General features: G+C 68.8%; 25 protein-coding genes. 9 read left to right on the plus strand and 16 right to left on the minus strand.

Annotated elements, in window-relative coordinates; all coding sequences use genetic code 11:
• Nucleotides 1-63: 63 nt before the first annotated feature.
• Nucleotides 64-378, plus strand: coding sequence for a DUF4164 family protein (locus OCL97_RS15530; RefSeq protein WP_305704678.1), 315 nt, complete (start codon nt 64-66; stop codon nt 376-378).
• Nucleotides 379-381: 3 nt separating this feature from the next.
• Nucleotides 382-708 carry a cell division protein ZapA gene (locus OCL97_RS15535; RefSeq protein WP_293495474.1) on the plus strand — a complete coding sequence of 109 codons (327 nt, stop codon included), beginning with the start codon at nt 382-384 and terminating at the stop codon, nt 706-708.
• Between the two features lie 215 nt (nt 709-923).
• Here OCL97_RS15535 and mutL read toward each other — a convergent pair whose 3' ends face one another.
• Entirely contained in the window at nt 924-2,768 is a 1,845-nt protein-coding gene (mutL, locus tag OCL97_RS15540; RefSeq protein ID WP_377370800.1) for a DNA mismatch repair endonuclease MutL, read from the minus strand.
• A gap of 57 nt (nt 2,769-2,825) precedes the next feature.
• Between mutL and OCL97_RS15545 the strand changes: the two genes are divergently transcribed.
• On the plus strand, nt 2,826-3,767 hold the full coding sequence (locus tag OCL97_RS15545) for a TraB/GumN family protein (RefSeq protein WP_377370802.1): 942 nt from the start codon (nt 2,826-2,828) through the stop codon (nt 3,765-3,767).
• Between the two features lie 79 nt (nt 3,768-3,846).
• Nucleotides 3,847-4,218, plus strand: a complete 372-nt coding sequence (locus OCL97_RS15550) for a hypothetical protein (protein ID WP_377370803.1) — start codon at nt 3,847-3,849, stop codon at nt 4,216-4,218.
• Here the strand turns inward: OCL97_RS15550 and OCL97_RS15555 are convergent.
• The 6 genes from OCL97_RS15555 to OCL97_RS15580 form a co-directional block, all read right to left on the minus strand.
• Nucleotides 4,199-4,756 carry a DUF3035 domain-containing protein gene (locus OCL97_RS15555; RefSeq protein ID WP_377370804.1) on the minus strand — a complete coding sequence of 186 codons (558 nt, stop codon included), beginning with the start codon at nt 4,754-4,756 and terminating at the stop codon, nt 4,199-4,201. The genes OCL97_RS15550 and OCL97_RS15555 overlap by 20 nt on opposite strands.
• Before the next feature lie 80 nt (nt 4,757-4,836).
• Nucleotides 4,837-5,322, minus strand: coding sequence for a signal peptidase II (gene lspA, locus OCL97_RS15560; protein ID WP_304782845.1), 486 nt, complete (start codon nt 5,320-5,322; stop codon nt 4,837-4,839).
• A 2-nt stretch (nt 5,323-5,324) separates the two neighbouring features.
• On the minus strand, nt 5,325-8,237 hold the full coding sequence (gene ileS / locus OCL97_RS15565) for an isoleucine--tRNA ligase (protein WP_377370805.1): 2,913 nt from the start codon (nt 8,235-8,237) through the stop codon (nt 5,325-5,327).
• Nucleotides 8,238-8,401: 164 nt separating this feature from the next.
• Nucleotides 8,402-9,493, minus strand: coding sequence for a S1C family serine protease (locus tag OCL97_RS15570; RefSeq protein WP_377370806.1), 1,092 nt, complete (start codon nt 9,491-9,493; stop codon nt 8,402-8,404).
• 79 nt (nt 9,494-9,572) lie between these two features.
• Nucleotides 9,573-10,508, minus strand: a complete 936-nt coding sequence (locus OCL97_RS15575) for a bifunctional riboflavin kinase/FAD synthetase (RefSeq protein WP_377370807.1) — start codon at nt 10,506-10,508, stop codon at nt 9,573-9,575.
• Between the two features lie 5 nt (nt 10,509-10,513).
• The gene (locus OCL97_RS15580; RefSeq protein WP_377370808.1) at nt 10,514-10,936 is read right to left on the minus strand and encodes a MaoC family dehydratase; all 423 of its coding nucleotides are present in this window, start codon (nt 10,934-10,936) and stop codon (nt 10,514-10,516) included.
• A 111-nt stretch (nt 10,937-11,047) separates the two neighbouring features.
• On the opposite strand from OCL97_RS15580, the gene OCL97_RS15585 reads away from it, so the two are divergent.
• Nucleotides 11,048-11,509: a copper resistance protein NlpE N-terminal domain-containing protein gene (locus tag OCL97_RS15585; RefSeq protein ID WP_377370809.1), complete on the plus strand. Its 462-nt coding sequence runs from the start codon at nt 11,048-11,050 to the stop codon at nt 11,507-11,509.
• A gap of 9 nt (nt 11,510-11,518) precedes the next feature.
• On the opposite strand, the gene OCL97_RS15590 is transcribed toward OCL97_RS15585, so the two are convergent.
• From OCL97_RS15590 to OCL97_RS15615, 6 genes are all read right to left on the minus strand, one after another.
• Nucleotides 11,519-12,373, minus strand: a complete 855-nt coding sequence (locus OCL97_RS15590; protein WP_377370810.1) for a TIGR01459 family HAD-type hydrolase — start codon at nt 12,371-12,373, stop codon at nt 11,519-11,521.
• Nucleotides 12,374-12,420: 47 nt separating this feature from the next.
• Nucleotides 12,421-13,683: a flagella assembly cyclic-di-GMP phosphodiesterase TipF gene (gene tipF, locus OCL97_RS15595; RefSeq protein ID WP_305704671.1), complete on the minus strand. Its 1,263-nt coding sequence runs from the start codon at nt 13,681-13,683 to the stop codon at nt 12,421-12,423.
• A gap of 85 nt (nt 13,684-13,768) precedes the next feature.
• On the minus strand, nt 13,769-15,427 hold the full coding sequence (locus tag OCL97_RS15600) for a GMC family oxidoreductase (RefSeq protein WP_377370811.1): 1,659 nt from the start codon (nt 15,425-15,427) through the stop codon (nt 13,769-13,771).
• Between the two features lie 91 nt (nt 15,428-15,518).
• Nucleotides 15,519-16,397: a 3-hydroxybutyryl-CoA dehydrogenase gene (locus tag OCL97_RS15605; RefSeq protein ID WP_377370812.1), complete on the minus strand. Its 879-nt coding sequence runs from the start codon at nt 16,395-16,397 to the stop codon at nt 15,519-15,521.
• 227 nt (nt 16,398-16,624) lie between these two features.
• A complete protein-coding gene (locus OCL97_RS15610; RefSeq protein WP_304782869.1) occupies nt 16,625-17,569 on the minus strand; it encodes an electron transfer flavoprotein subunit alpha/FixB family protein in 945 nt (314 codons plus the stop codon).
• Nucleotides 17,569-18,315 carry an electron transfer flavoprotein subunit beta/FixA family protein gene (locus OCL97_RS15615; RefSeq protein ID WP_377370814.1) on the minus strand — a complete coding sequence of 249 codons (747 nt, stop codon included), beginning with the start codon at nt 18,313-18,315 and terminating at the stop codon, nt 17,569-17,571. Before OCL97_RS15615 ends, OCL97_RS15610 begins: the two co-directional genes overlap by 1 nt.
• A 149-nt stretch (nt 18,316-18,464) precedes the next feature.
• On the opposite strand from OCL97_RS15615, the gene OCL97_RS15620 reads away from it, so the two are divergent.
• Nucleotides 18,465-18,728: a hypothetical protein gene (locus OCL97_RS15620; protein WP_304782875.1), complete on the plus strand. Its 264-nt coding sequence runs from the start codon at nt 18,465-18,467 to the stop codon at nt 18,726-18,728.
• 8 nt (nt 18,729-18,736) lie between these two features.
• Here OCL97_RS15620 and OCL97_RS15625 read toward each other — a convergent pair whose 3' ends face one another.
• Together OCL97_RS15625 and OCL97_RS15630 are read right to left on the minus strand one after the other, a co-directional pair.
• Nucleotides 18,737-19,306 carry a cob(I)yrinic acid a,c-diamide adenosyltransferase gene (locus OCL97_RS15625; protein ID WP_377370815.1) on the minus strand — a complete coding sequence of 190 codons (570 nt, stop codon included), beginning with the start codon at nt 19,304-19,306 and terminating at the stop codon, nt 18,737-18,739.
• Nucleotides 19,307-19,308: 2 nt separating this feature from the next.
• Entirely contained in the window at nt 19,309-19,509 is a 201-nt protein-coding gene (locus OCL97_RS15630; protein WP_304782883.1) for a twin transmembrane helix small protein, read from the minus strand.
• A 507-nt stretch (nt 19,510-20,016) separates the two neighbouring features.
• Here OCL97_RS15630 and OCL97_RS15635 point away from each other — a divergent pair.
• Together OCL97_RS15635 and OCL97_RS15640 are read left to right on the plus strand one after the other, a co-directional pair.
• The gene (locus OCL97_RS15635) at nt 20,017-20,670 is read left to right on the plus strand and encodes a TetR/AcrR family transcriptional regulator (protein ID WP_304782889.1); all 654 of its coding nucleotides are present in this window, start codon (nt 20,017-20,019) and stop codon (nt 20,668-20,670) included.
• A 117-nt stretch (nt 20,671-20,787) separates the two neighbouring features.
• Nucleotides 20,788-21,393: a TetR/AcrR family transcriptional regulator gene (locus tag OCL97_RS15640; RefSeq protein WP_377370816.1), complete on the plus strand. Its 606-nt coding sequence runs from the start codon at nt 20,788-20,790 to the stop codon at nt 21,391-21,393.
• A 1-nt stretch (nt 21,394) separates the two neighbouring features.
• Here the strand turns inward: OCL97_RS15640 and OCL97_RS15645 are convergent, their stop codons facing one another.
• Nucleotides 21,395-23,038, minus strand: coding sequence for an acyl-CoA dehydrogenase family protein (locus OCL97_RS15645; RefSeq protein ID WP_377370817.1), 1,644 nt, complete (start codon nt 23,036-23,038; stop codon nt 21,395-21,397).
• A gap of 65 nt (nt 23,039-23,103) precedes the next feature.
• Here OCL97_RS15645 and OCL97_RS15650 point away from each other — a divergent pair, with 65 nt between their 5' ends.
• The gene (locus OCL97_RS15650; protein WP_377370818.1) at nt 23,104-23,742 is read left to right on the plus strand and encodes a glutathione S-transferase family protein; all 639 of its coding nucleotides are present in this window, start codon (nt 23,104-23,106) and stop codon (nt 23,740-23,742) included.
• The last annotated feature ends 100 nt before the right edge of the window (nt 23,743-23,842 follow it).

A 23,842-nucleotide genomic window follows, 5' to 3' on the forward strand; every position in this document is an offset into this window, starting at 1 on the left:
GACGGGTTCCGGCGCGAGCCTACCCCGGTCTATAGATTAACAGTCACACCTTCGGAGCGTCGAATGAACCGGGAGTCTGCGGGCGACAGCGCCCTCGACCAAGCCGCCAAGCGGCTGGATCGCGCGGTCGCCCAGCTGGAACAGCGCCTGGCCGCGCGCGCGCCGCAGGCCGGCGAGGAGCCGGGCGGCCTGTTCGACCAGGACCGCGCCAAGCTCGCCGACGAACTGGACAAGGCCCGCGCCCGCGAGCGCGCCCTGGAGGAGGCCGGGGCCGAGGCCTCCGCGGCGCTTGGCCGCGCCATCGCCGAGATCCAGGCGGCCCTGGCCGACCATGACGCGCCGGCCGAAGAGCCCGTCGACGAAAGCGAAGAGGTCTAGGCCATGGCCCAGATGATCATCGAGGTGAACGGCCGCCCCTACACCGTCGGCTGCGAGGACGGCCAGGAACAGCACCTGATCGAGCTCGCCCGCATCTTCGACCGCCAGGTTCGCCAGGTCTCCCAGGACATGGGGCAGCTCGGCGACACCCGCCTGTTCCTGATGGGCGCCCTGCTGCTGGCCGACGAACTGGCCGACGCCAAGGCTCGGCTCGGCACGGTTCAGGCCGAACTGGCCCGCATGCAGTCCGACCAGGCCCGCATCGAGGTCCGCGCCACCCTAGCCCTCGACAACGCCGCCAAGCGCATCGAGAAGCTGGCGGCGGAGTAACACCGCTCATCCCGGTGAAGGCCGGGACCCAAGTCGGAGGTCGGGCTTCCTATCAGGATTCCGTTTGTGTGGTTCGTGAGGTTCGTGGTTCCAAGTCTTCCGGCCGCGACGCCGCAGAGGCCCACCCGATTTTCCACGAACCACACGAACGGGCGCTCTTAGCGTCAGTGGATGTATCTGGGGCCCGGCCTTCGCCGAGGTGAGCGGTGGGTTTGCTACCGCCGCCCGAACAGCCGCTCGATATCGGCCAGCTTCAGCTCCACATAGGTGGGCCGCCCGTGGTTGCACTGGCCGGAGTGAGGCGTGGCCTCCATCTGGCGCAGCAGGGCGTTCATCTCGGGCGCCGACAAGCGTCGTCCCGCCCGCACCGAGCCGTGGCAGGCCATGGTGGAGCAGACCTCCTCCAGCCGTTCCTTCAGCGCCAGGGCCTGGCCGTTCTCCGACAGGTCATCGGCGATGTCGCGCACCAGGCCGGCCACGTCGGTCTCGCCCAGCAGGGCGGGGGTCTCGCGCACCAGAACCGCGCCGGGGCCGAAGGCCTCGACGGCGAGGCCAAGCGCCATCAGTTCGTCGGCCTTGGCCACGACCCGCTCGGCCTCGGCGGGATCCAGCTCCACCACCTCGGGCAGGAGCAGGGCCTGGCGGGAAACCCCGCCGCCGGCCATCTCCACCTTCATCCGCTCATAGACCAGCCGCTCATGGGCGGCGTGCTGGTCGACGATCACCACCCCATCGCGGGTCTGGGCGACGATATAGGTCTCGTGCACCTGGGCCCGGGCCGCCCCCAGGGGGAAGTCCACCGGATCAAACACCACTGAGGCGGCGGGCGCCTCGTGCAGGCCGGGGCCGGGGGTGTAACTATTGGGCTCGTAGTGGGTCTCCGACCTCGCCGAGATCTCTGTGAGACCCGGGATCGCCTGGGCCGCCGCCTGCGCCCAGCCGCCCATCCGCCAGGCCGAGAAGCCCTCCGCCGAGGGTTGCGGGACGTAGCCGGGCCGGAAGCCGCTCAGCGCCTCGCTGGCCACCGAGGTCGACGCCCGGTGCCCGGCGCCGGCCAGGACGTGGCGCAGGCCGCTGACGATCAGGCCGCGCACCATGGCCGGGTCGCGGAACCGCACCTCGGCCTTGGCGGGGTGGACGTTCACATCCACCTGGCTGGGGTCGAGCTCCAGATAAAGCGCCACCAGGGGATGGCGGTCGCGGGCCAGGAAGTCGGCATAGGCCCCGCGCAGGGCGCCCTGCAGCAGGCGGTCGCGAACCGGGCGGCCGTTGACGAACAGGTACTGGTGGGCCGAGTTGCCGCGATTGTAGGTGGGCAGTCCGGCGAAGCCCGAGAGGCGGATATTGTCCCGCTCCTGGTCGATGGCGAGCGCATTGTCCTGGAACTCCCGGCCCATGATCGAGGCCAGGCGCGCCAGGCGGCCGTCCGGCCCCTTGCTCTCGGCCGGCAGGCGCAGGGTGCGGCGGCCGTCCAGGTCCAGGGCGAAGGAGACGGCCTCATGGGCCATGGCCTGGCGCTTGATCTCCTCGGCGATGGCCATGGCTTCCGAACGCTCGGACTTCATGAACTTCAGCCGGGCGGGGGTGGCGTAGAACAGGTCACGCACCTCCACCCGCGCGCCGTGCGGGCCGGGGAAGCCGGAGGGGGACACCGCCCCCATGGCGCCGCCCTCCACCAGGATCGAATGCGCTTCGGTGACTCCGCGGGCGCGGGACGAGATGGACAGGCGCGCCACCGAGCCGATCGAGGGCAGGGCCTCGCCCCGGAAGCCCAGGGTGTGGATGTGCAGCAGGTCATAGTCCCCGGCGTCGTCGGGGCTGAGCTTGGAGGTGGCGTGACGCTCGATGGCGAGCGGCAGCTGGTCGGCCGCCAGGCCATCGCCGTCGTCGGCCACCAGGATACGGGTCAGGCCGCCGCCGTCGGCCTGCACCTCGACGCTGCGCGCCCCGGCGTCGAGCGCGTTCTCCACCAGCTCCTTGACCGCGCTGGCAGGCCGTTCCACCACCTCGCCGGCGGCGATGCGGTTCACGGTCTCGGGCGGCAGTCTGCGGATGGTCATTTTAGGGCCCAGGTCCTCGGACTGGATATATAGGACGATTCCAGGGAGGCGCCGCAGATGAGGTTCGCAAGGTCGCTGGTCCTGGCCGCAGCCCTGCTGGCGACCTCCGCCGCGGCCCAGGCTCCGGCCATCGATCCCGACGCGGTGCTGGTGGAGGAGCTGGTGGTCACCGCCCTGCTGCCGGGGCCGGCCTGGTGGCGGGTCTCCGACGCCGACACCGTGGTCTATGTCCTGGGGGCCCCTTCGATCATGCCCAAGTCCCTGGACTGGGACCAGAGCGTGCTCACCCGCCGCCTGCAGGGCGCGAACCGGGTGATCCTGCCCTTCAACCAGGTCAGCGTCGGTCTGTTCAGCGCGCCCGGCGCGGCGATCAATCTGCTCCGCCTGCGATCCAAGACGCCCTATGAGGCGACCCTGCCGGCGGCGCTGAAGGCCCGCTTCGTCGCGGTCCGCACCGGCAGCGGCAAGCCGCCCGAACGCTATGCGACGAAGAACGGCCTCGCGGCGGGCCTGATCCTGGTGGACGACTATCGCCAGGCCAGCCAGCTCACCGCCGCCGATCCCGCCAAGACCGTGCGGCGCCTGGCCAAGGGGCGAAGGATCAGGGTCGAGGAGAAGAGCTACGACGCGGGCGGTCTGCTGGGTCAGGTCGTGCGCACGCCCGCAGCCGCCCAGCAGGCCTGTCTGGAAGACGCCCTGGATGAGGCCGAGGCCGGTCCCGCCGCCGCCCGCCGCGCCGCCGAGGCCTGGGCCCAGGGTGACGTGCGCGGCGCGCTTACCGCCGAGCGCGGCTTCGAGAAATGCCTGGCCTCGGCGCCCGGAGCCCTGGCGCTGGACCGCCGCTTCAAGGCCGACCAGGCCGCCGCCATCGCCAGAGCGCTCAAGACCCCAGGCCACGCCGTGGCCGTCGTGCCTCTACGTCCCCTGCTGGCCCAGGGCGGCGTGCTGGATCAGCTCCAGTCCCAAGGGTTCGAGGTGAAGACGCCGGGCGAAGACTAGGGCCGCTTGATCGGCGTCAAGGTGACGCGTCCCGTGCGCCAGTCACATGGGCCTCAATCCTAGGTCCAAGGGCGACGACATGGCCGATCCGAGACACATCGCCGGGCTGGCGGGGCCGACCCTGATGGCGGTCACCACCTCCGAGGCCTTGAACCTGGACATCTGGAGCCCGGCCGGCCCCACCCTGGTCTATCTGAACGGGGTGCTGCTGTTCGTGGCGGGCCTGGCGATCATCCGGACCCACAATGTCTGGCGGCTGAGGTGGACGCTGGTGGTGACCGTGCTGGGCTGGGCGGCCCTGACCGCCGGCCTGGTACGCATGTTCTCGCCGCACAGCCCGCAGTTGGGCGAGGCCGGAACGACCTATGCGGTCATCTTCCTGCTTTTCCTGGTGGGCGCCTTCCTGACGCTCCAGGCGATCCGTCCGGGACCTAGAGACCCGGCAGCTTGATCCGGGTGCTCTTCTCGCGCGCGATGACCACGGGCTTGTCACCGGTGACTTCGCGGATCTTGGCGGCTTCGGAGGCCGGATCGATGGGAGCGGCGATGTTGTCGCCCGCCGCCGCGGTCGCCGCGGCGCTGGCCTTGCCGTCCTTCCAGAACATCACCCGGTCGGCGAAGCTCTTTTCCTTGTGGGCCAGGTCGCCGCCCTCGTCGTCGACGACGTAGCGGATCAGCGGATCAGCCTTGTCAGCGCCGGCCTTGGCCACCAGCAGCTTTTCACCTTCGGTGCGGGCCTCGGCGTCGCGGCGGCCCAGCAGGGCGTTGCGCGCGGCGCTCTCGGGCTGCAGTTCCTGCGGGCGGGGTTCACCCGGGGCCGGCGGACGCAGGGAATAGTCGGGCGGCACCACCAGGGGGGCTTTGGACACCACGCGGAACTCGTCGGGGGTCACCTTGGTCATGCCCAGCGCCTTGCGGGACGAGGCGCAGCCGGTGAGACCCACCATCCCGATCAGGGCGGTCGCGACGATCACTCGGTTCAAGCTCATGAACTACAGGCTCCGATAGGCCGCCCCCGGCCGAAGATGGACATGTCAGATAGCGCAAACGGCAATCGCCGCCAACGCGTTTAGGCGGCCGCCTCTTTGCGGGTGGAATCAAGCAAAAGGAAGACCACCCCGATGGTGATGGCCGCGTCGGCCACATTGAACACCCAGGGGAAGAAACCCAGCCGCTGGAAGTCCAGAAAATCCACCACGGCCCCGAAGCGCACCCGGTCGATGGCGTTGCCGATCGCGCCCCCCATGACCAGGCCCAGGCCCAGGGCCATCGACCAGCGCAGGGCCGTGCGCGCCCAGTTGGCGAGGAAGATGGCGACGATCAGCGAAAAGGCGGTGAGCGCCCAGCGCACCACGTCATGCTCGGCGCTGAACAGGCCAAAGCTCACCCCCTGGTTCCAGACCAGGGTCAGGCTGAAGGGCCCGCCCACCGGCACGCTGGAGCCCGCCTGGGTTCCCAGCAGGCCAAGGATCAGGTGCTTGGAGACCTGATCCAGGACGATGACCGTCATCGCCAGTATGTAGGCCGACCAGCCGTATTTGGTGATGGCTTTCATGCTCAGGCCCTCTCAGCGTCCCAGGCGGCGACGGCTTCGGCGTCCCGCAGCGACAGTTCCGGATAGCGCGGGTCGGAGCCCACCTCCGGCAGGATACGCCAGGAGCGGGCGCACTTCCGACCGTCGGCCTTGATCGGCTCAACCGCCACGCCGGGCGTCTCGGCCAGACGGAAGGCGCTGGCCGGGCCTTCGCCAGGGACAAGGGTCGCCTGGCTGGTGCGGAACAGTTCGGCGGCGTCCAGGCTCTCGAAGGCGGCGAGCAGCCCTGCGTCGGCGATGTGCACCACCGGGGCGGCTTCCAGGGCGGCCCCCATCCGCTTCTCGCGGCGCTCGACCTCCAGGGCGCCGGTGACCACCGAGGTGACCGACTGGATCTTCGCCCAGCGTTCCGCCTCGGCCGGATTGGCCCAGGCGGCGGGCGTCTCCGGGAACACCCGCAGGCAGTTGGACGGGGCGTCGGGGAACCGGGTGGTCCAGGCCTCTTCCATGGTGAAGGGGATCAGGGGCGAAAGCCACACCGTCAGGCGCTCGAACACCGCGTCCATCACCGTGCGCGCGGCCCGGCGGCGTAAGGAGCCGGGCTGGTCGCAGTAGAGGGCGTCGCGGCGGATGTCGAAGAACAGCTGCGACAGCTCCACCTGGCAGAACTCGGTGATCGGCCGGCTGACGTCCTGGAACAGATAGGCGTCATAGGCGGCGCGGACCTGGCCATCCAGTTCGTGCAGGCGGTGCAGGATGAACCGCTCCAGGGGCGGCATGTCCTCCAGCGCCACCCGCTCGCTCTCGTCGAAGCCGGCCAGGGCGCCCAGCAGATAGCGGACGGTGTTGCGCAGCTTGCGATAGGCGTCGGTGGTGGTGGCCAGGATCGTCTTGCCGATCCGGCTGTCGTCGGAATAGTCGATCATCGACGCCCAGAGCCGGATGATCTCGGCGCCGGACTCGCGGATCACCACCTCGGGATCGACGGTGTTGCCCTTGGACTTGCTCATCTTCTCGCCGTTCTCGTCCATGGTGAACCCATGGGTGAGGATGGCGTCGTAGGGCGCGCGGCCCCGCGTGCCGGAGCTCTCCAGCAGCGAGGACTGGAACCAGCCGCGGTGCTGGTCGGAGCCCTCGAGATAGAGGTCGGCGGGCCAGCGGGTATGCTCGCGGTTCTCCAGGGTGAAGGCGTGGGTCGAGCCGGAATCGAACCAGACGTCGAGGATGTCCTCAACCTTCTCGTAGCGCTCGGGGTCGTGGTTCCCCAGGAAGTCGCTCACCGGCCGGGTGAACCAGGCGTCGGCGCCCTCGGCGGCGATCAGGTCGACGATGCGCTTGTTGAGCTCGGGGTCCACCAGGGGCTGGCTGGTCTCCTTGTCCACGAACATGGCCAGCGGCGCGCCCCAGGCCCGTTGGCGGCTGATCAGCCAGTCGGGGCGGCTTTCCACCATGGCGCGGATGCGGTTCTTGCCGCCGGCCGGGTGGAAGGTGGTCGCCTCGATGGCGTTCAGCGCCGTCTCGCGCAGGGTCTTGCCGTCGTGGAGCTTGTCCTCGATGGCGGTGTCCATGCGGATGAACCACTGGGGCGTGTTGCGGAAGATCACCGGCGCCTTGGAACGCCAGGAGTGGGGATAGGAGTGCTCCACCCGGCCGCGCGCCAGCAGGCGTCCGGCCTCGATCAGCTTTTCCTGCACCGCGCCGTTGGCCGGGCCGAACTTGCCGACCTTCTTGCCCTCGGTCTCCAGCACCTTCAGGCCGGCGAACAGGGCCACGTGCTCATAATAGGCGCCGTCCGGATCGACGGTCTCGGGGATCTCGCGATGGCCGTGGGCCAGCCAGACCAGATAGTCGTCAGCCCCGTGGCCCGGCGCGGTGTGGACAAAGCCCGTACCGGCGTCATCGGTCACATGGTCGCCGTCCAGCAGCGGCACGGCGAACTGGTAGTAGCTGTCCAGTCCCGCTAGCGGATGCTCGGCGGTGACGCCCTGCGGGTCGAAGGTCTCGATCCGACGGGTGGCGGTGATCTTGGCGGCTTTGAAGACGTCGTCGGCCAGCTTGTCGGCCACGATCAGCCGGTCGCCGGCCTTGGCCCAGGGCTCGAACTCCAGGCCCTCTTCCATCGCCTCGACCTGGTAGATCCCGTAGGCGATGTCGTTGTTGTAGCTGATCGCCCGGTTGGCGGGGATGGTCCACGGCGTGGTCGTCCAGATGACGATGCTGGCCCCGCGGGCGGCTTCGCTGCCCTCCACCACCGGGAACTTCACCCAGATGGTGGGGGAGTTCACATCGGCATACTCCACCTCGGCATCGGCCAGGGCCGTGCGTTCCACGGGGCTCCACATCACCGGCTTGGAGCCGCGGTAGAGCTGGCCCGAGGTGACGAACTTGTGGAACTCCGCGACGATGGCGGCCTCCGAGGAATAATCCATCGTGGCGTAGCGGTTCTCCCAGTCGCCGACGACGCCCAGGCGCTTGAAGCCGTCGCGCTGCACGTCGATCCACTTGGCGGCGTAGGTGCGGCAGCGCTCGCGGAACTCGGCCTTGGAGACCTCGTCCTTGCGGCGGCCCTGGCCGCGCAGCTCTTCCTCGATCTTCCACTCGATGGGCAGGCCGTGGCAGTCCCAGCCGGGCACGTAGTCGACGTCGAAGCCCATCGCGAACCGCGAGCGGACCACGAAGTCCTTCAGGGTCTTCTGCAGGGCGTGGCCGATGTGGATGGCGCCGTTGGCGTAGGGCGGGCCGTCGTGCAGCACGAACAGCGGGGCGTTTGCCGCCTGCCGTTCCGCACGCACGGTGTTGTAGAGATCGAGTTTCGCCCAGCGGGCCAGGATCTCGGGCTCCTTGACCGGCAGGCCCGCCCGCATCGGGAACGGGGTGTCGGGAAGGAAGACGGTTTCGCGATAGTCGCGCGCGGGCTTGTCAGCGTCGTCGGCCATGGGGCTTTCCAGCGGTGTTCGGAACGAGTGTGCGGGTGATCCCGGCGCGCGCTGGAGCTTCGTCCGGCGGCGTCACGCCGGGCGGGTAATTCGCGACAATGTCCGAACCAAGGTCATAGCGCGCCGAGATAGCAGAGGGCGCCGCGTCGGGCGAGCCCTTTGGTTCAGCGCCGGCGTTCGCGCGGGGTGACGGCGAGGGTCAGGCGCCGGCCCTGCCGGATCACCTCGAAGTCCATGGGCCGGCCAAGCGTGTCGGTCCCCAGCGCCCGCATCAGGTCGTCCAGTCCGGTCAGGGGCGCCCCTTCCGCCGCCACCAGCAGGTCCCCGGGCAGCAGGCCGGCCCGGGCGGCGGGCCCGTTCACCTCGCAGGTGGCGATCCAGACCCCGAAGGGCTGGTCCACGCCGACGGCGCGAGCCAGGTCGCGGGGGATGGGCGCCTGCTGGGCGATGATCCCGATGGAGCCCCGCCGAACCCTGCCGTGCTTGATCAACTCGCCCACCACCAGGGCTGCGGTGTTGGCCGCAACCGCGAAGCAAAGGCCCTGGGCCCCGGCGATCACCGCCGTGGCGATTCCCACCACCTCGCCGGCCGAATTGACCAGGGGCCCGCCGGAGGAGCCGGGATTGAGCGAGGCGTCGGTCTGGATCAGGTCCTCGATCAGCCGGCCCCGCTCACCTCGCAGGGAGCGGCCGAGAGCCGAAACGACCCCGGCCGTGACCGTGGCCTCGAACCCCAGGGGCGCGCCGATGGCGATCACCAGCTGGCCTCGGCGCATGGCCTTGGAGTCGCCCAGGCGGGCGTAGGGCAGGGTGACCCCGCCCTCGATCCGCAGCAGAGCGAGGTCGGTGTCGGGGTCGTCGCCGATCAGCCGGGCGCGGAACACCCGGCCGTCGAGGCCGATGATCTCGGCGGCGGCCGCGCCTCGCACCACATGGCTGTTGGTGAGGATCAGGCCGTCCGGCGCGATGACGACGCCCGAGCCCACGCCCTCAGGCCCCTCCGGTCCGCGCCAGGGGTGGACGCTGACCACAGCCGGCCCCACCCGCTCCACCGCGCTCACCACGGCGTGGGAATAGGCGTCGAGCAGGCCCGCATCGCCGCCGGGGCTCGCCGGCGGGGTCGGCGGCTGCGGCGGCCGCTCGGAATAGGCGAAGGTGGCGCCCGGGGCGAAGGCGTAGGACGGCGGCCGCTTGCGGCGGGGGCGGCGCGCCGCGGCGAAGGCGGCGTACTTCAATCCCTTGATCTGGGTCGGCATCGGCCCCTCGCAGTCCGGCCGCCAAGAAAAACCATCTGTTAACCAAGAGTCCAGGGGTGTCGCGCCTGGGGGGAGGCCGTCAGATCTCCGGCAGCAGCAGCGCGCGCGCCTGGGCGGCGTCAGTGCGGATCTGGGCGACCATGGGGTCGAGCCCGTCGAACCTGGCCTCGTCGCGGAGGAAGGCCACCAGGTCGGTCTCGATCACCTGGTCGTAGATGTCCTCGTCGAAGTCGAACAGCCAGACCTCCAGGCGTGGCGCGATCTCCCCGTCGATGGTGGGATTGACCCCGATATTGGCCACGCCGGCGATCTCGCGGCCGTCGGGCAGGCGGGTGCGGGTGGCGTAGACCCCGAAGCGTGGCAGGACGTAGTCCCTCAGGTCCACATTGGCCGTCGGAAAGCCCAGGGTGCGGCCCAGCTGGCGGCCGTGCTCCACCATGCCCTCGATGGCGAAGGGGCGGCCCAGGATCGACGCGGCGATCTCAGGATGGCCGTCCCGCAAGACTTCGCGAACGGCGGTGGAGGAGAACTTGGAGTTCCCTTCGCCGACCGCCTGGGCCACGGAGACACCAAAGCCCAGCTCCTCGCCGTAACGGGCCATGGTCTCCGGGCTGCCGGTGCGGCCCTTGCCGAAGGAGATGTCGAAACCGACCGCGACATCGCGCACCCCCAGGCCCTTGTGCAGCACCTCGACCACGAACTCGCGGTCGGTCATCTCGGCGAATTCCTGGGTGAAGGGTAGGACATAGGAGATATCCACCCCCAGTCCCGCCAGGGCGCGGGCCTGCTGATCGGGCTGCATCAGCCGGAAGGACGGCGAATCGGGCTGGAAGATGCGGCGCGGGTGCGGATCGAAGCTGATCACCCCAAGGGGCGCCTTGAGCTGGCCCGCGGCCTTGGCGGCGAGCGCGATCACCTGCTGGTGGCCACGGTGGACGCCGTCAAAATTGCCCAGGGCCACAGCCGCGCCGCGGTCGATATCGGCCAGGCCCTTCCAGTCGTGGACGATACGCATGGAGGTCAGGCGCCCTTCCGCGGGACCATGATCACCGCCTCGCCGTCCACCACCGTCTTGCCGTCCACCTGGCAGACGGTGGCGAGCGTCGCATGGCCGCGCTTGTCGTCCAGGGCCTGGACCGTCACCCGCGTCACCACGGCGTCGCCCAGCTTCACCGGCCGGCGGAACCGCATGGACTGCGAGAGATAGATGGCGCCCGGCCCCGGCAACTTCGTGCCGATCACCGCCGAGATGTAGGCGCCCGACAGCATGCCGTGGGCGATGCGGGTCTGGAAGGTGGTGGTCTTGGCGTAGTCCTCGTCCAGATGGACGGGGTTGGTGTCGCCGGAGACGGCGGCGAAGGCCTCGACGTCGTTGGCGGTGACGACCTTGGTGGTCTCGGCCGACTGGCCGACACTCAGATCTTCGAAGAACAGTCCCTGCACGTGCGCGTCCCCTGCCGTTGGCCTTCCTTAGCGGCCTTGCGTCCACAAGCGAAGCCCTGGACGCGATCGCCTGTGACGACCAAGCTTGCTTAGACTGTCGGAGAGATCGCGATGAAATACCTCGCCCTGGCCTTGGCGCTGTTGATGACCGCCTGTTCTCCCCAGGCGGCGAAGGCTCCCGAGGCGCCGCCTGCGCCCGTGGCCGCCGCGGCGCCGTCGCCGGACGCCCTGTCGATGACCTTCGCCGGCGACCTGCCCTGCGCCGACTGTCCCGGCCTCCGCACCGAGCTGACCCTGACCCGCGACGCTCCCTATTCGGGCGACGGCACATACAAGCTGGTGGAGACCTATCTGGAGCGTGGCGCGCCCATCACCACCACCGGCATCTGGGGCACGCTGCGCGGTGACGCCGTCGACCCCGACGCCACGGTCTACGAACTCAACCCCGAAAAACCCGAACCTGCGCGCCGCCACTTCCGCCGGGTCGGGGATGATGAGGCGTTGAAGGTGCTCGGCGGTGACAGGACGCCCCTGCCTGACAGCCTTCCCAGCACGCTGAAGCGGGCGAAGTAAGGGGCGCCGCTACCAGACCAGATCGGCGATCGCGTAGGTGGCTGTCAGGCCGTCGGCGGCCAGCAACTCCTCCACCGCCCTTGCGTTCAGCCCATCAGGCCCGATGGTCTCAGCCCCGTGGATGCCGCTGGCCACGAACAGCACGTCGAGCCCCTGGTCGTTGGCGCCCTTCACGTCGGTGGGCAGGCCGTCGCCGATGCAGAGCACGCGGGCGCGGTCCACGGGCCGACCCAGCAGCCGCTGCGCCTCCACCAGGCAAAGGTCGTAGATCGGCGCGTAGGGCTTGCCCGCCATCAACACCTTGCCGCCCAGCTGGGCGTAGAGTTGGGCCAGCGCCCCGCCGCAATAGATCAGCCGGTCGCCGCGCTGCACGACGATGTCGGGATTGGCGCAGGTCATCACTAGGCCGCGGGCGGCGCAGGCCTCGAAGCGGTCCTGGTAGTCGCCGGGACCCTCGACCTCGTCGTCATAGGGACCGGTCACCGAGATGAAGGCGGCCTTGTCGTAGTCGGCATAGTCCAGGCCCAGCCCCTCATAGAGCGGGGCGTCGCGCTCGGGGCCGACCCGCCAGGCGGGGCCGGGGGCCAGTTCGCTCAGCAGCACCCGGGTGGCGTCGCCGGAGGTGACAAAGGCCTGCCAGGCGGCGCGCTGCACGCCGAGCTCATCCAGCTGCGGGATCACCGAGTGCGAGGGGCGCGGCGAGTTGGAGATCAGCACCACCGGCTTTTCTTCGCCCCACTTGGCGAGCGCCCCGCAGGCGGCGGGGAAGCTCTCACGGCCATTGTGGATCACGCCCCAGACGTCTGAGAGGATCACGTCGTAGCGGTCGGCGAGGTCGGAGAGTCCGGAGATCAGTGCGGTCATGGGGTCGGGCGGTAACGGCCCAAGCCCGCCCGGTCAATCAGCTTGGGCTAGTGCCGCCCGCCGGCGCGGCGGCGCATGTTGGTGCGCAGGAACTCGGCGGGGGGATCGGTCTCGGCCAGCACCGCATCCTTGATCGGTCGCGGCTCGCCGAACAGGTGGCCCTGGCCATAGGCGATGTCGAGCTCGAGGATGTCGACGATCTGCCGCTCCTCCTCGACCTTCTCGGCGATGATCTCCACCCCGTAGCGGCGGGTCAGCGTCGAGAAGTCCTGGGCGGCCAGGTCGGGCATCGACTTCAGCACCAAGCCTTCGTCGGTCTCCACCAGCTGGTTCAGCAGGAACTGGGCGCCGATCTTCAGGAACTTCACGTCCGAGCGCGCCAGGTCCTGGAAGTCGAGATCCAGGTCGACGACCTTGTCCAGGCTGAAGCGGAAGCCGAGGTCGGCCAGCTTTCCCATGTTGCGGGCCTCGGTCGCGCCGCGCGCGTCGAAGGCGGCCTGGCCCAGTTCGAAGATCAGGGCGCCCGCCAGGTCGCGGTTCGCGGCCAGCAGGTCGAGGAACTGCGGGAAGAAGCTCTCGTCGGCCAGGCTGGAGGTGGAGATGTTGCAGAAGATGCCGATCTTCTTGTCGGTCTTGGCCAGACGCCGGACGATCTGCACGCAGCGGAACAACAGCAGGTTGTCGATGGAGGTGACGAGGCCCTCGGGCTCGGCCACGGCCAGGTACTCGGCAGGCATCATCACCCGGCCGGTCTCGTCGCGCAGGCGCGAGAAGCTTTCGTAGAAGACCGTCCGGCGCTGCGGCAGGCCGACGACCGGCTGCAGATAGAGGTCGACCCGGTTCTCGGCCAGCGCCTCGCGGATCGTTTCCAGCAGCGCGGCCGACTGGCGGTGCTGCGGGGTGTGGCGGGCGCTGACGGGCGGCGCCTGGACCATGCGCTCCTCCAGCCGCTGGCCCATGCGCTGGACCAGGTCCTCCAGCATGTGGACCTCGCCGGTCAGCTCTTCCGAGCGGCGGGCCGCGTCATTGGTGACGGTGTCCACCACCTCGACGACGCGGGCGTCCATGCGCTCCATCTGGTCGATGAGGATGCGCTGCGCCTCGCGGATGTTCTCCAGCTCGCGGCGCAGGGCGGCGTTCTCCAGGCTGTGCATGATCAGCCCATGGAAGGTGTAGCAAAGGGCGAATCCAGCCGCGAGCATGGCCAGGCCCGCCGCCCAGCCTCCCCCGTTACGCCACAGGAGGAGGGCGAAGATCAGAGCAACACAGAGATAGGCGCCCGAAAGCAGCGCCAATGTGAGCCGTCGCATGGTCCCGCCTGGCCGAATCGCCTTGAGTATCGGCTGCGCCGCCGGTGCAAGTCGAACAGATTAACGTTTGCGCGAGGCGCTCGCGCTAATTGGACGCGGCGACCTTGCCCAGCATCATGTCGGCGGCCTTCTCGGCGATCATGATGGTCGGCGCATTGGTGTTGCCCGACACCAGGCGCGGCATCACCGAGGCGTCCACCACCCGCAGGCCCTCGACGCCGCGCACCCGCAGCTGGGCGTCCACCACCGCCATGGGGCCCGAGCCCATCTGGCAGGTGCCGACCGGGTGATAGATGGTCGATCCGGCCATGCGGGCATAGCCCAGCAGGGCCTCGTCATTGCTGAAGTCCGGGCCCGGCAGCATCTCGTGGTCGATATAGGGGGCCAGCGCCGGCTGGGCGGCGATCTTGCGGCCCCATTTCAGGCCGGCCACCGCCACCTCCTGGTCGAGGGGATCGGAGAGGTAGTTGGGCGCGATGGCGGGATAAACAGTCGGGTCGGCGGACTTGATGTGGATGGTCCCTCGGCTCTCGGGCCGTACCTGGCAGGGCGCGATGGTCAGGCCCGGCGCGCCGTCCAGCTCCATCTTGCCGCTCATGGCCTTCTCCAGGTTCTGCGACGCTGGCAGGATGTGGAACTGGATGTCCGGTCCGGCCAGATCGGGCCGCGACTTGCAGAACGCCGCCACGTGGGCAGCCGACAGGGTGAGCAGGCCCTTGCGCTGGAAGGCGTACTTCAGAACCTCGCCCAGGAAGCGTGGCCCCTTGGTCAGTTCGTTGACCGACACGGTTCCCGCCTTCAGGCGGTAGGTGACCGCCATCACATAGTGATCCTGCAGGTTCTCGCCGACGCCGGGCAGGTCGGCGACCACCTCGATCCCGTGGTCGCGCAGCAACTCGCCAGGGCCGACCCCCGACAGTTGCAGCAGTTGCGGCGAGTTGATCGCCCCGCCGGCCAGGATGACCTCGCGACGGGCCTTGGCGATCTTGCGGACGCCGTTCTGGAGGTACTCGACCCCGACGGCGCGCTTGCCCTCGAAGATCACCCGGGTGGTGAGAGCCCGGGTCTCGACCTTGAGATTCGCCCGGCCCATGGCCGGGTGCAGATAGGCCACCGCCGCCGAGTGCCGCTGCCCGTTCTTGACGGTCAGCTGGTAGTAGCTGACCCCCTCCTGGTTCTCGCCGTTGACGTCTTCGTTGCGCGGGATGCCGGCCTCGACGCAGGCCTCCACCACGGCGTCGGACACCGGGTGCTTGGTGGTGACGTCGGAGATGTTGAGCGGCCCGCCGACGGCATGGTGCGCATTGGCCCCGCGTTCCTGGTGCTGGGAGCGCTTGAAATAGGGGGCGACGTCGTCCCAGCCCCAGCCCTCGCACCCCAGTTGGCGCCAGCCGTCATAGTCGGCTTGCTGGCCACGGATGTAGAGCAGGCCGTTGATCGAGGACGAGCCCCCCAGGACCTTGCCGCGCGGCCAGGTATGAACGCGCCCGCCCGTGCCCGGATCGGGCTCGGTGGGATAGAGCCAGTTGACCTTGGGATCCTTCAGCGTCTGGGCGTAGCCCACCGGGACGTGGATCATGACGTTGGAGAGGAACTGCCCCGGTTCCTTGGTGGGCCGGTCGTCGCCGCCGGCCTCCAGCAAAAGGACGGTGTTGGCCACATCGGCGCTCAGGCGATTGGCCAGCACGCAACCGGCCGAACCCGCGCCGACGATGATGTAGTCCACGGTCGCGATGTCGGACATCGGGGGGCTCCTGACTGGTTTCAGGCCCCGTTGTGTCGGTTCGAAGCGTCGCCGTAAACGGTGGAATGCGCGCCTGGCGGAGGATCTGGCCTTAGCGGGTGGGGACCGGGACGTCGCCACGGTAGTCGTAGAAGCCGCGGTCGGTCTTGCGGCCCAGCCAGCCGGCCTCGACGTACTTCACCAGCAGCGGGCAGGGCCGATACTTGGAGTCGGCCAGGCCCTCGTACAGCACGTTCATGATCGACAGCACCGTATCCAGACCGATGAAGTCGCCCAGTTCCAGCGGGCCCATGGGATGGTTGGCGCCCAGCTTCAGGGCGGTGTCGATGGCGTCCACCGTGCCGACGCCTTCATACAGGGTGTAGATCGCCTCGTTGATCATCGGCACCAGCACGCGGTTGACGATGAAGGCCGGGAAGTCCTCGGCGTTGGCGGTGGTCTTGCCCAGGGACTTGGCGAAGTTGACCGCGGTCTCGTAGGTCGGGGCGTCGGTGGCGATGCCGCGGATGATCTCCACGAGGTTCATCAGCGGCACCGGGTTCATGAAGTGCAGGCCGATGAACCGGCCGGGCCGGTCAGAGGCCGCCCCCAGGCGGGTGATGGAGATGGACGAGGTGTTGGAGGCCAGCAGGGTGTTGGGCCCGAGGTGCGGGGTGAGCGCCTTGAAGATCGACTTCTTGACCTCCTCGTTCTCGGTAGCCGCCTCGATGGCCAGGTCCGTGCCGCCGATGGTCTGCAGTTCCGGAGCGGCCTTGATGCGGGCGATGCCCACGTCCATGGCCTCCTGGGTGATGATGCCGCGCACGACCTGCCGGGTCATGTTCTTGCGGATCTGGGCCAGGCCCGTCTCGATCCGCTCGGCGCTCACGTCGTGCAGCAGCACGTCATAGCCGCCCAGGGCGACCACGTGGGCGATGCCCGAACCCATCTGACCTGCGCCAATGACGCCGACCGACTTGATATCCACCATGTCGACTAAGCCTCGATCATGCCGGGCGGTATCCCCTGTCCGCCACGGCTTGTGACGAGTTTCTAACATGCCGATGTGCGGCGCCGCCAAGGCTTTTGCTGCGGCGCAGCGCGAGGAGGCCCGGGGACTGTGGCGCGGACGCCGCGATCAGGCCCGCCAAAGCGCAACGAAAAGGGGCGGTTCCTCGCGGAACCGCCCCCGGTCGTATCGGCCTTGATCGGTCGGGATTACTTCCCGGCGGCGGCCAGGGCGTCCATCAGTTCCGGCACGGCGGTCTTGTAGTCGGAGACCAGGCCGAAGTCGGCGACCTGGAAGATCGGCGCGTCGGCGTCCTTGTTGATCGCCACGATGATCTTGGAGTCCTTCATCCCGGCGAGGTGCTGGATGGCGCCGGAGATGCCGATGGCGACATACAGTTCCGGGGCCACGACCTTGCCGGTCTGACCGACCTGATAGTCGTTGGGGGCGTAGCCCGCATCGACCGCGGCGCGCGAGGCGCCGATGGCGGCTCCGAGCTTGTCGGCCAGGGGGTCGATGACCCGCTGGAACTCCTCGGCCGAACCCATGGCCCGACCGCCGGAGACGACGATCTTGGCGCCGGCGAGTTCGGGACGGGCCGACTTCACCAACTGCTGGTCCACGAACTTGGTCTTGGGCGCGCCGTCGCCGGCGCCCGTGCTCTCAACCGAGGCCGAGCCGCCCTCACCGGCCGCCTTGAAGGCGGTGGCGCGGACGGTGATCACCTTCTTGGCGTCGGAGGACTGAACGGTCTCCAGCGCGTTGCCGGCATAGATCGGCCGCACGAAGGTGGAGGCGTCGACCACTTCGACGATTTCCGAGATCTGGGCGACGTCCAGCTTGGCCGCGATGCGGGGGCTGAAGTTCTTGCCCTGCGAGGTGGCCGGCGTCAGGACGGCGTCGTAGCCGCTCATCAAGGGGACGACGACCGCGGTGACGGCCTCGGCCAGGCCCTGACCCAGGGCGTCGCTCTCGGCCAGCAGCACCTTGCGGACGCCGGCGATCTTGCCGGCGGCCTCGGCGACGGCCTTGGCGCCGGAACCGGCCACCAGGATGTCGACGTCGGACGACAGCGCGAGCGCCGCGGTCACGGTCTTGTGGGTGCTGTCCTTCAGGGACGCGTTGTCATGATCGGCGATAACGAGAACGGCCATTAGAGCACCCCCGCGGTCTTGAGGTTGGTGACCAGGTCAGCGGCGTTTTCCACCTTGATCCCGCCGCCGCGCTTCGGCGGTTCGGTGACCTTGACGACCTTGAGGCGCGGAGCGGTGTCGACGCCGAGCGAGGCGGCTTCCTTCGTGTCCAGCGGCTTCTTCTTGGCCTTCATGATGTTGGGCAGCGAGGCGTAGCGCGGCTCGTTGAGACGCAGGTCGGCGGTGATGATCGCCGGCAGGGTCACGTCGATGGTCTGGATGCCGCCGTCGACCTCGCGGCCCACCTTGGCGTTTCCGGCCGAGAGCTCGACCGAGTTGGCGAAGGTCGCCTGGGGCCAGTCCAGCAGCGCCGCCAGCATCTGGCCGGTGGCGTTGTTGTCGCCGTCGATGGCCTGCTTGCCCATGATCACGATGTCGGGGCTCTCTTCGCCGATGATGGCGGCGAGCAGCTTGGCGACGGCCAGGGGCTCAGGGTCCTGGTCGGTCTGGATCAGGATCGCGCGGTCGGCGCCCATGGCCAGGGCCGTGCGCAGGGTTTCCTGCGCCTGGGCCGGACCGATGGACACGGCCACAACTTCCGTGGCGACGCCCTTTTCCTTCTGGCGCACGGCCTCTTCGACCGCGATCTCGCAGAAGGGGTTCATGGACATCTTCACATTGGCAAGGTCCACACCGGTCTGGTCGGCTTTGACCCGGGCCTTGACGTTGTAGTCGATCACCCGCTTTACGGGGACGAGCACCTTCATGGCTTCGCTAACGCCTCAAATTGCTAAAAATTGAACGGTTGGGGCATAACGGTTCCGACGCGCAATGCAAGCCGACGCCTGACACACTGCGCCGCAATTTTGACGGAGCGGCCCCCCAGCCTGCTCGAAACTCCTGCAAGACGAAGATCATGAACCGAACGATCAAGCGCCTGATGTTGATTTTCGTGGGGGTGTTCGCCCTCTCCCTCGTGGCGGTCACGGTCTATCAGGTGGGGTGGGTGATGCCCGGCCAGGCCTGCGAGGCCCGTGGCGACTGGTGGGACTGGCGCGGCCGGACCTGCGCGCGCCCCGTGCTGATCTCCGACATCACCGGCCGGGTGATCGACACGCCCGAACAGCGCAAGGCCGCCAAGGCGCACGCCGCCAAGGTGAGGGCCGCCGCGGCTCAATAGTCCCGCGATCAGCGCGTGGCGCCTGATTTCCAGAAGACATCGGCCTTGCCGCCGTCGTTGGCGTGGCGGGCCGCGACGAACAGCAGGTCCGAAAGGCGGTTGAGGTAGCGGAAGGCGGGACCGGACACCTCTTCCCCTGACTCCATCAGCGCCACGGCGACTCGCTCGGCGCGCCGCGCCACCGTCCGGGCCTGGTGCAGGGCCGCCGCCGCCGGGGTCCCGCCAGGCAGGACGAAGGAGGCGAGCGCCGGGAGGTCGGCGTTCAGACCGTCGATCTCGCTCTCGATCCGCGCCACCTGGCTGTCGAGGATGCGCAGCATCTGGCCCGGAGCCTCGTCGGCCTTGGCCGGTGTGGAGAGATCGGCGCCCAGGTCGAACAGCTCGTTCTGGATGCGCTCCAGCATGAGGTCGAACTCACCTGTGGTGTGCAGGCGGGCCAGGCCGATACAGGCGTTGGTCTCGTCCACCGCCCCATAGGTCTCCACCCGCAGGGAGGCCTTGCTCACGGTCGCGCCGGTCGCCAGCCGGGTCGCGCCCTTGTCGCCGGTCCGCGTGTAGATTCTGTTGAGCGTGACCATCCCTAGCCCTGGCGCCGCCACCAGACCGCGGCCACCAGCAGGGCCACCGCGATCGCCTGCAGCAGCACCCTCAGCCGCATCAGCCTGTTTGAATAGGTCCGGCCGAATTCGCCGCCGCGAAACAGGGCGAAGAGGCCGATGAATAGAGTGACCGTCACCGCCAGCAGGGCGAGAGGGATGAGGATGTCGAATGCGCGTTCCATGGGCCGCAATCTAAGTCGGGCCGTCCCGTGAAACCACCCGCCGAATCGCGCGTTGGAACGTCGTTACACGAGCGCGCTCACTGATCGGGGATATGTCGTCCCGCCGTATTTCTGATCTGCAATGATAACAATCGCCCCAAAATGGGCGCGTGCGACGCTGCGCCACACCGCCTTGCTTCAACCTATGAGCTAAATGCAGCTCGACTCTCGTATCGCGGAACGAGTTAGCTGAACTTGATCAAAATTGACCCTTTCGCTTGGACGCGCCGCGGCGATCGGGTTAGAGAACGATGAAACGCCATATGACCCAACCGGGCTCATGGCCTGGACGCCTCCCCGCGTCCGATTTCTGCAGTTGTAGTGCGGGCTGACGGCTCATCAGCGCGACATTTCCAGGCGGGCGTCAGCCCGTGCGGAACCATGTCGGGCTGGAGCGGTCAGGTCGAAGAGTTTGCGTACGGATTGAACAACACGCGAAGGCGGCCCTCCCCAGGCTGAACGCACAATATGAAACACGACACCGTCACCCTCCAGGGCGCCCAGGAAGCCGAAGTCCGCGTCCCGACGCGGCGTGCCCTGGCTAAGCAGCAGACTCGCGCCAAGGTGCTGGCCGCCGCGCGCCGCCTGTTCTCGGAACAAGGCTATGAGGGCGCCACCATCCGCGACATCGCCGCGGCCGCCGGCATGTCCACCGGCGCTGTGTTCGCCAACTTCGCCGACAAGTCGGACCTGTTCCGCGAGATCATGCTCGTCGACATGGCGTCGCTGGCCGAGGTCATGCGCGAGGCCGCCCACCGGGGCCGCGCCGTGGACGACTGCCTGCTGAAGGCCTTCTGCGCCGGCTACGCCTTCTATAAGAGCCAGCTGCCCCTGGCCCGCGCCGCCTTCTCGATCTCCTGGAGCCCGGACCAGGGCCCGGAGTTGCGCAACATGGCGCCGGTTCTGGCCCTGCACGACCTGATCAGCGAGCAGCTGCTGGCCGGCGTGGAGCGCGGCGAACTCAGTCAGGAGGCCGAGGTCAAGCTGCGCACCCAGATGCTGTTCGACTGCTACCTCGCCAACTACCCGGAGGCGATCTTCCTGGGCTGGAGCATCGATGCGCTGCAGGCCAAGGCGAAGGACCAGATTCGCGTGATCCTCGCCGGCGCCCGTCGGGGTTGACCGAGTTCGGGTGCGACGTATTGTCGCGCCCGGTTGAGAGGGGCGTTGCGGCGCGGGGTTTCACCCTAACCTTGGGTCAAGCCGCGCGTTTACGACGCGGCGTCGGGGGGAAACCGTTTGAGCGTCAGACAGTCTCAGAAGGAGGCCACGCGGAAACGTGTGCTCGACGCGGCGCGCGATCTCTTCGAGACGCGGGGCTATGAAGAGACCACGGTCCGCGAGATCGCCCGCGTCGCCGAGGTTTCGGTGGGGAGCGTCTTCACCACCTTCTCCTCCAAGGGCGACATCCTCAGCCAGGTCATGGCCGACCGGCTGGACGCCCTCTATGCCGAGCTTGACCGCGTGGTGCCGCATCTGCGCGGCTCCACCGCAGACCGGCTGCGGTCGATGTTCGCCATCCACTACGCCTTCGAGACCCGCCGCACGAAGCTGTTCCTGGCCCATATCGCGGCCGCCTATGACTGGACGCTGGAGCCGGCCTCCCGGCCGTTCGGGCGCAACCCGCACCTGAGGCAGGTGGTGAAGGACTGCCTGGCCGATGGGGTCACCCGGGGTGATGTCGACCCGACCACCGACCTCGACATCGCCGTCGACACCCTGATGGCCTCCTATGCCTGGACCTACCGGCTGGCGGCCTGGAACGACAGCGACGCCGAGGCCATGAGCGCCGTCTTCGACCGCCACATCGGCCTGATCTGCCAGGGCTTCGCGCCCAGGCCGTAAGTCAGTTGCCGCCCTCGAGAAGCCGTCTGGCGATCACCTGGGCCTGGATCTCGCCAGCGCCTTCGAAGATGTTGAGGATGCGGGCGTCGGCCAGCAGGCGGCTCACCGGCTGCTCCACCGCAAAGCCCGTCCCGCCGTGGATCTGCACGGCGTTGTCGGCGGCGGCCCAGGCCACCCGGGCGGCCACGAGCTTCGCCATCCCCGCCTCCAGGTCGCACCGTCGGCCCTCGTCCTTCGCCCGCGCCGCGAACCAGGCCAGCCGCCGCGCCCCCAGCAGCTCGGCGGCCATCATCGCCAGCTTGTTGGCCACGCGGGGGAAGTCGGAAATCGGCTGGCCGAACTGCTTGCGTGCGAGCGCGTAGTCCAGGGCGATGTCCAGGGCCGCCTGTCCCACCCCGATGGCTCGGGCGGCGGTCTGGATGCGGGCGCTCTCGAAGGTGGCCATCAGCTGCGAAAAGCCCTGGCCCTCGACGCCGCCCAGCAGGTTGGCCTGAGAAACCTCGAAGCCGTCGAAGGCCAGTTCGTACTCCTTCATGCCCCGGTAGCCGATCACCGCGATCTCGCCGCCGCTCATGCCGGGCGCCGGGAAGGGCTCGGCCATGGTCCCGCGCGGCTTTTCCGCCAACAGCATGGAGAGCCCGCGGTGGTCCTTGCTGGCCGGATCGGTGCGCACCAGCAGGGTCATCAGATCGGCGCGCGCCGCATGGGTGATCCAGGTCTTGGCGCCGCTGACCCGCCAGACCGCGCCGTCGCGCACCGCCCGCGTGCGCAGGCTCCCCAGGTCCGACCCTGACTCCGGCTCGGTGAAGACGGCGGTGGGAATGATGGCGCCAGAGGCGATGCCGGGCAGCAGGCGGGCCTTCTGGTCGTCTGTCCCATGGGCCAGCAGCAGTTCGGCTGCGATCTCCGAGCGGGTGCCCAGCGACCCGGTCCCGATCCAGCCTCGCGACAGGGCTTCGGACACCACGCACATGGCGATCTTGCCCAGGCCCGAGCCGCCATATTCCTCCGGCGCGGTCAGGCCGAACACCCCCAGCTCAGCCAGCTCCTGCAGCAGCTCCAGGGGAATCAGCTCGTCGCGCAGGTGCCAGCCGTGTGCGTGGGGGGTGATCTTTTCCGCGGCGAACGCCTGGAACTGGTCGCGGATCATGTCGAGCGTGGCGTCCAGGCCGCTGGCCTCCAGGGACGGCCGGCCCCGCGCGGCCTCCAGCAGTTCGACAATGCGGCTCTTCACGCCTTGGGTCGCGCCGGGGCGCAGGCGGTCGATCACCGGACGCAGGCGGTCGTCCAGCAGGCCAAGGTCGCTCAGCCGGAACATCTCACCCTGGTTCATGGGAATGCCGCCGGCCAGCTGGCTCAGATACTCGAACGCCAGCAGCTGGGCGGGCAGGGCCTCGGCTTCGCCAAAGTCTCCCTCCAGGTCGCGCGCCCAGGCCGCGGTCTGGCGCAGGGTCTGCGCATAGGCCGCCGCCCAGGCCAGGCCGTGGGCCGCGTGCTGCTGGGCGTCCAGGGCCGTGCGGTCCAGCCGGCCGTCGCGGGCGACCAGGGCGGAGACGGCGGCCTTGGCCTCGTTCACGACGGCCTCGGCCTGGTCGGCGGCCTCGGCCAGGAGATCGGTCAGTCGGGGCAGGATCAGGTCGGACATCGTGCGACTATAGGCGCCCGCCGCCAGGTGAGCCTATACGTCGTAAAGCATTTCAGGAGAGCGCCATGATCGTCGTCCACCACCTCAACGACTCGCGCTCGCAGCGCATTCTCTGGCTGCTGGAGGAGCTGAAGCTTCCCTACGAGATCAAGCACTACGCCCGCGACGCCACCACCCGCCTTGCGCCGGCCGAATTGAAGGCCGTCCACCCGCTGGGCAAGTCCCCGGTGGTCACCGACGGCGACATGACGGTCATCGAGAGCGGCGCGATCATCGACTACATCATCCGCCGCCATGCCGGCGGCCGCCTGCAGCCCGATCCGTCCACCCCGGCCTATGACCACTACCAGCAGTGGATGCACTATTCCGAAGGCTCGGCGATGCTGCCCCTGATGCTGTTCATGTATGTCGGCCGCCTCGGCGAAGCCGGCGCGCCGCTGCATCCGCGCCTGGAGAGCGAGATCGCCAACCATCTCGGCTATGTCGATGGCGCCCTGGCCGGCAAGGACTGGATCATGGGTTCGGAGTTCTCGGGCGCCGACGTCCAGATGAGCTTCGTCGGCGAGGTCACCGGCGCGTTCGGACGGCTCGCCACCTACCCCAACATCGCCGCCTGGCTCGAATGCTTCCAGGCCCGCCCCGCCTATCAGGCCGCGCTCCAGAAGGGCGGCCCCTACAACATGGGCCCGCGCGCCAAGGCGTAGTCGGATCAAAGATGCTCCCCCAGAGGGCAGGGGAATCGCATATGGCGTTGGAGTCGAAATCTTAGGTCGAAGCGGATTCTGCAGATGTCTCCTTGGTGTT

The sequence above is a fragment of the Phenylobacterium ferrooxidans genome, from assembly GCF_042714595.1.
Lineage (GTDB): Bacteria > Pseudomonadota > Alphaproteobacteria > Caulobacterales > Caulobacteraceae > Phenylobacterium > Phenylobacterium ferrooxidans.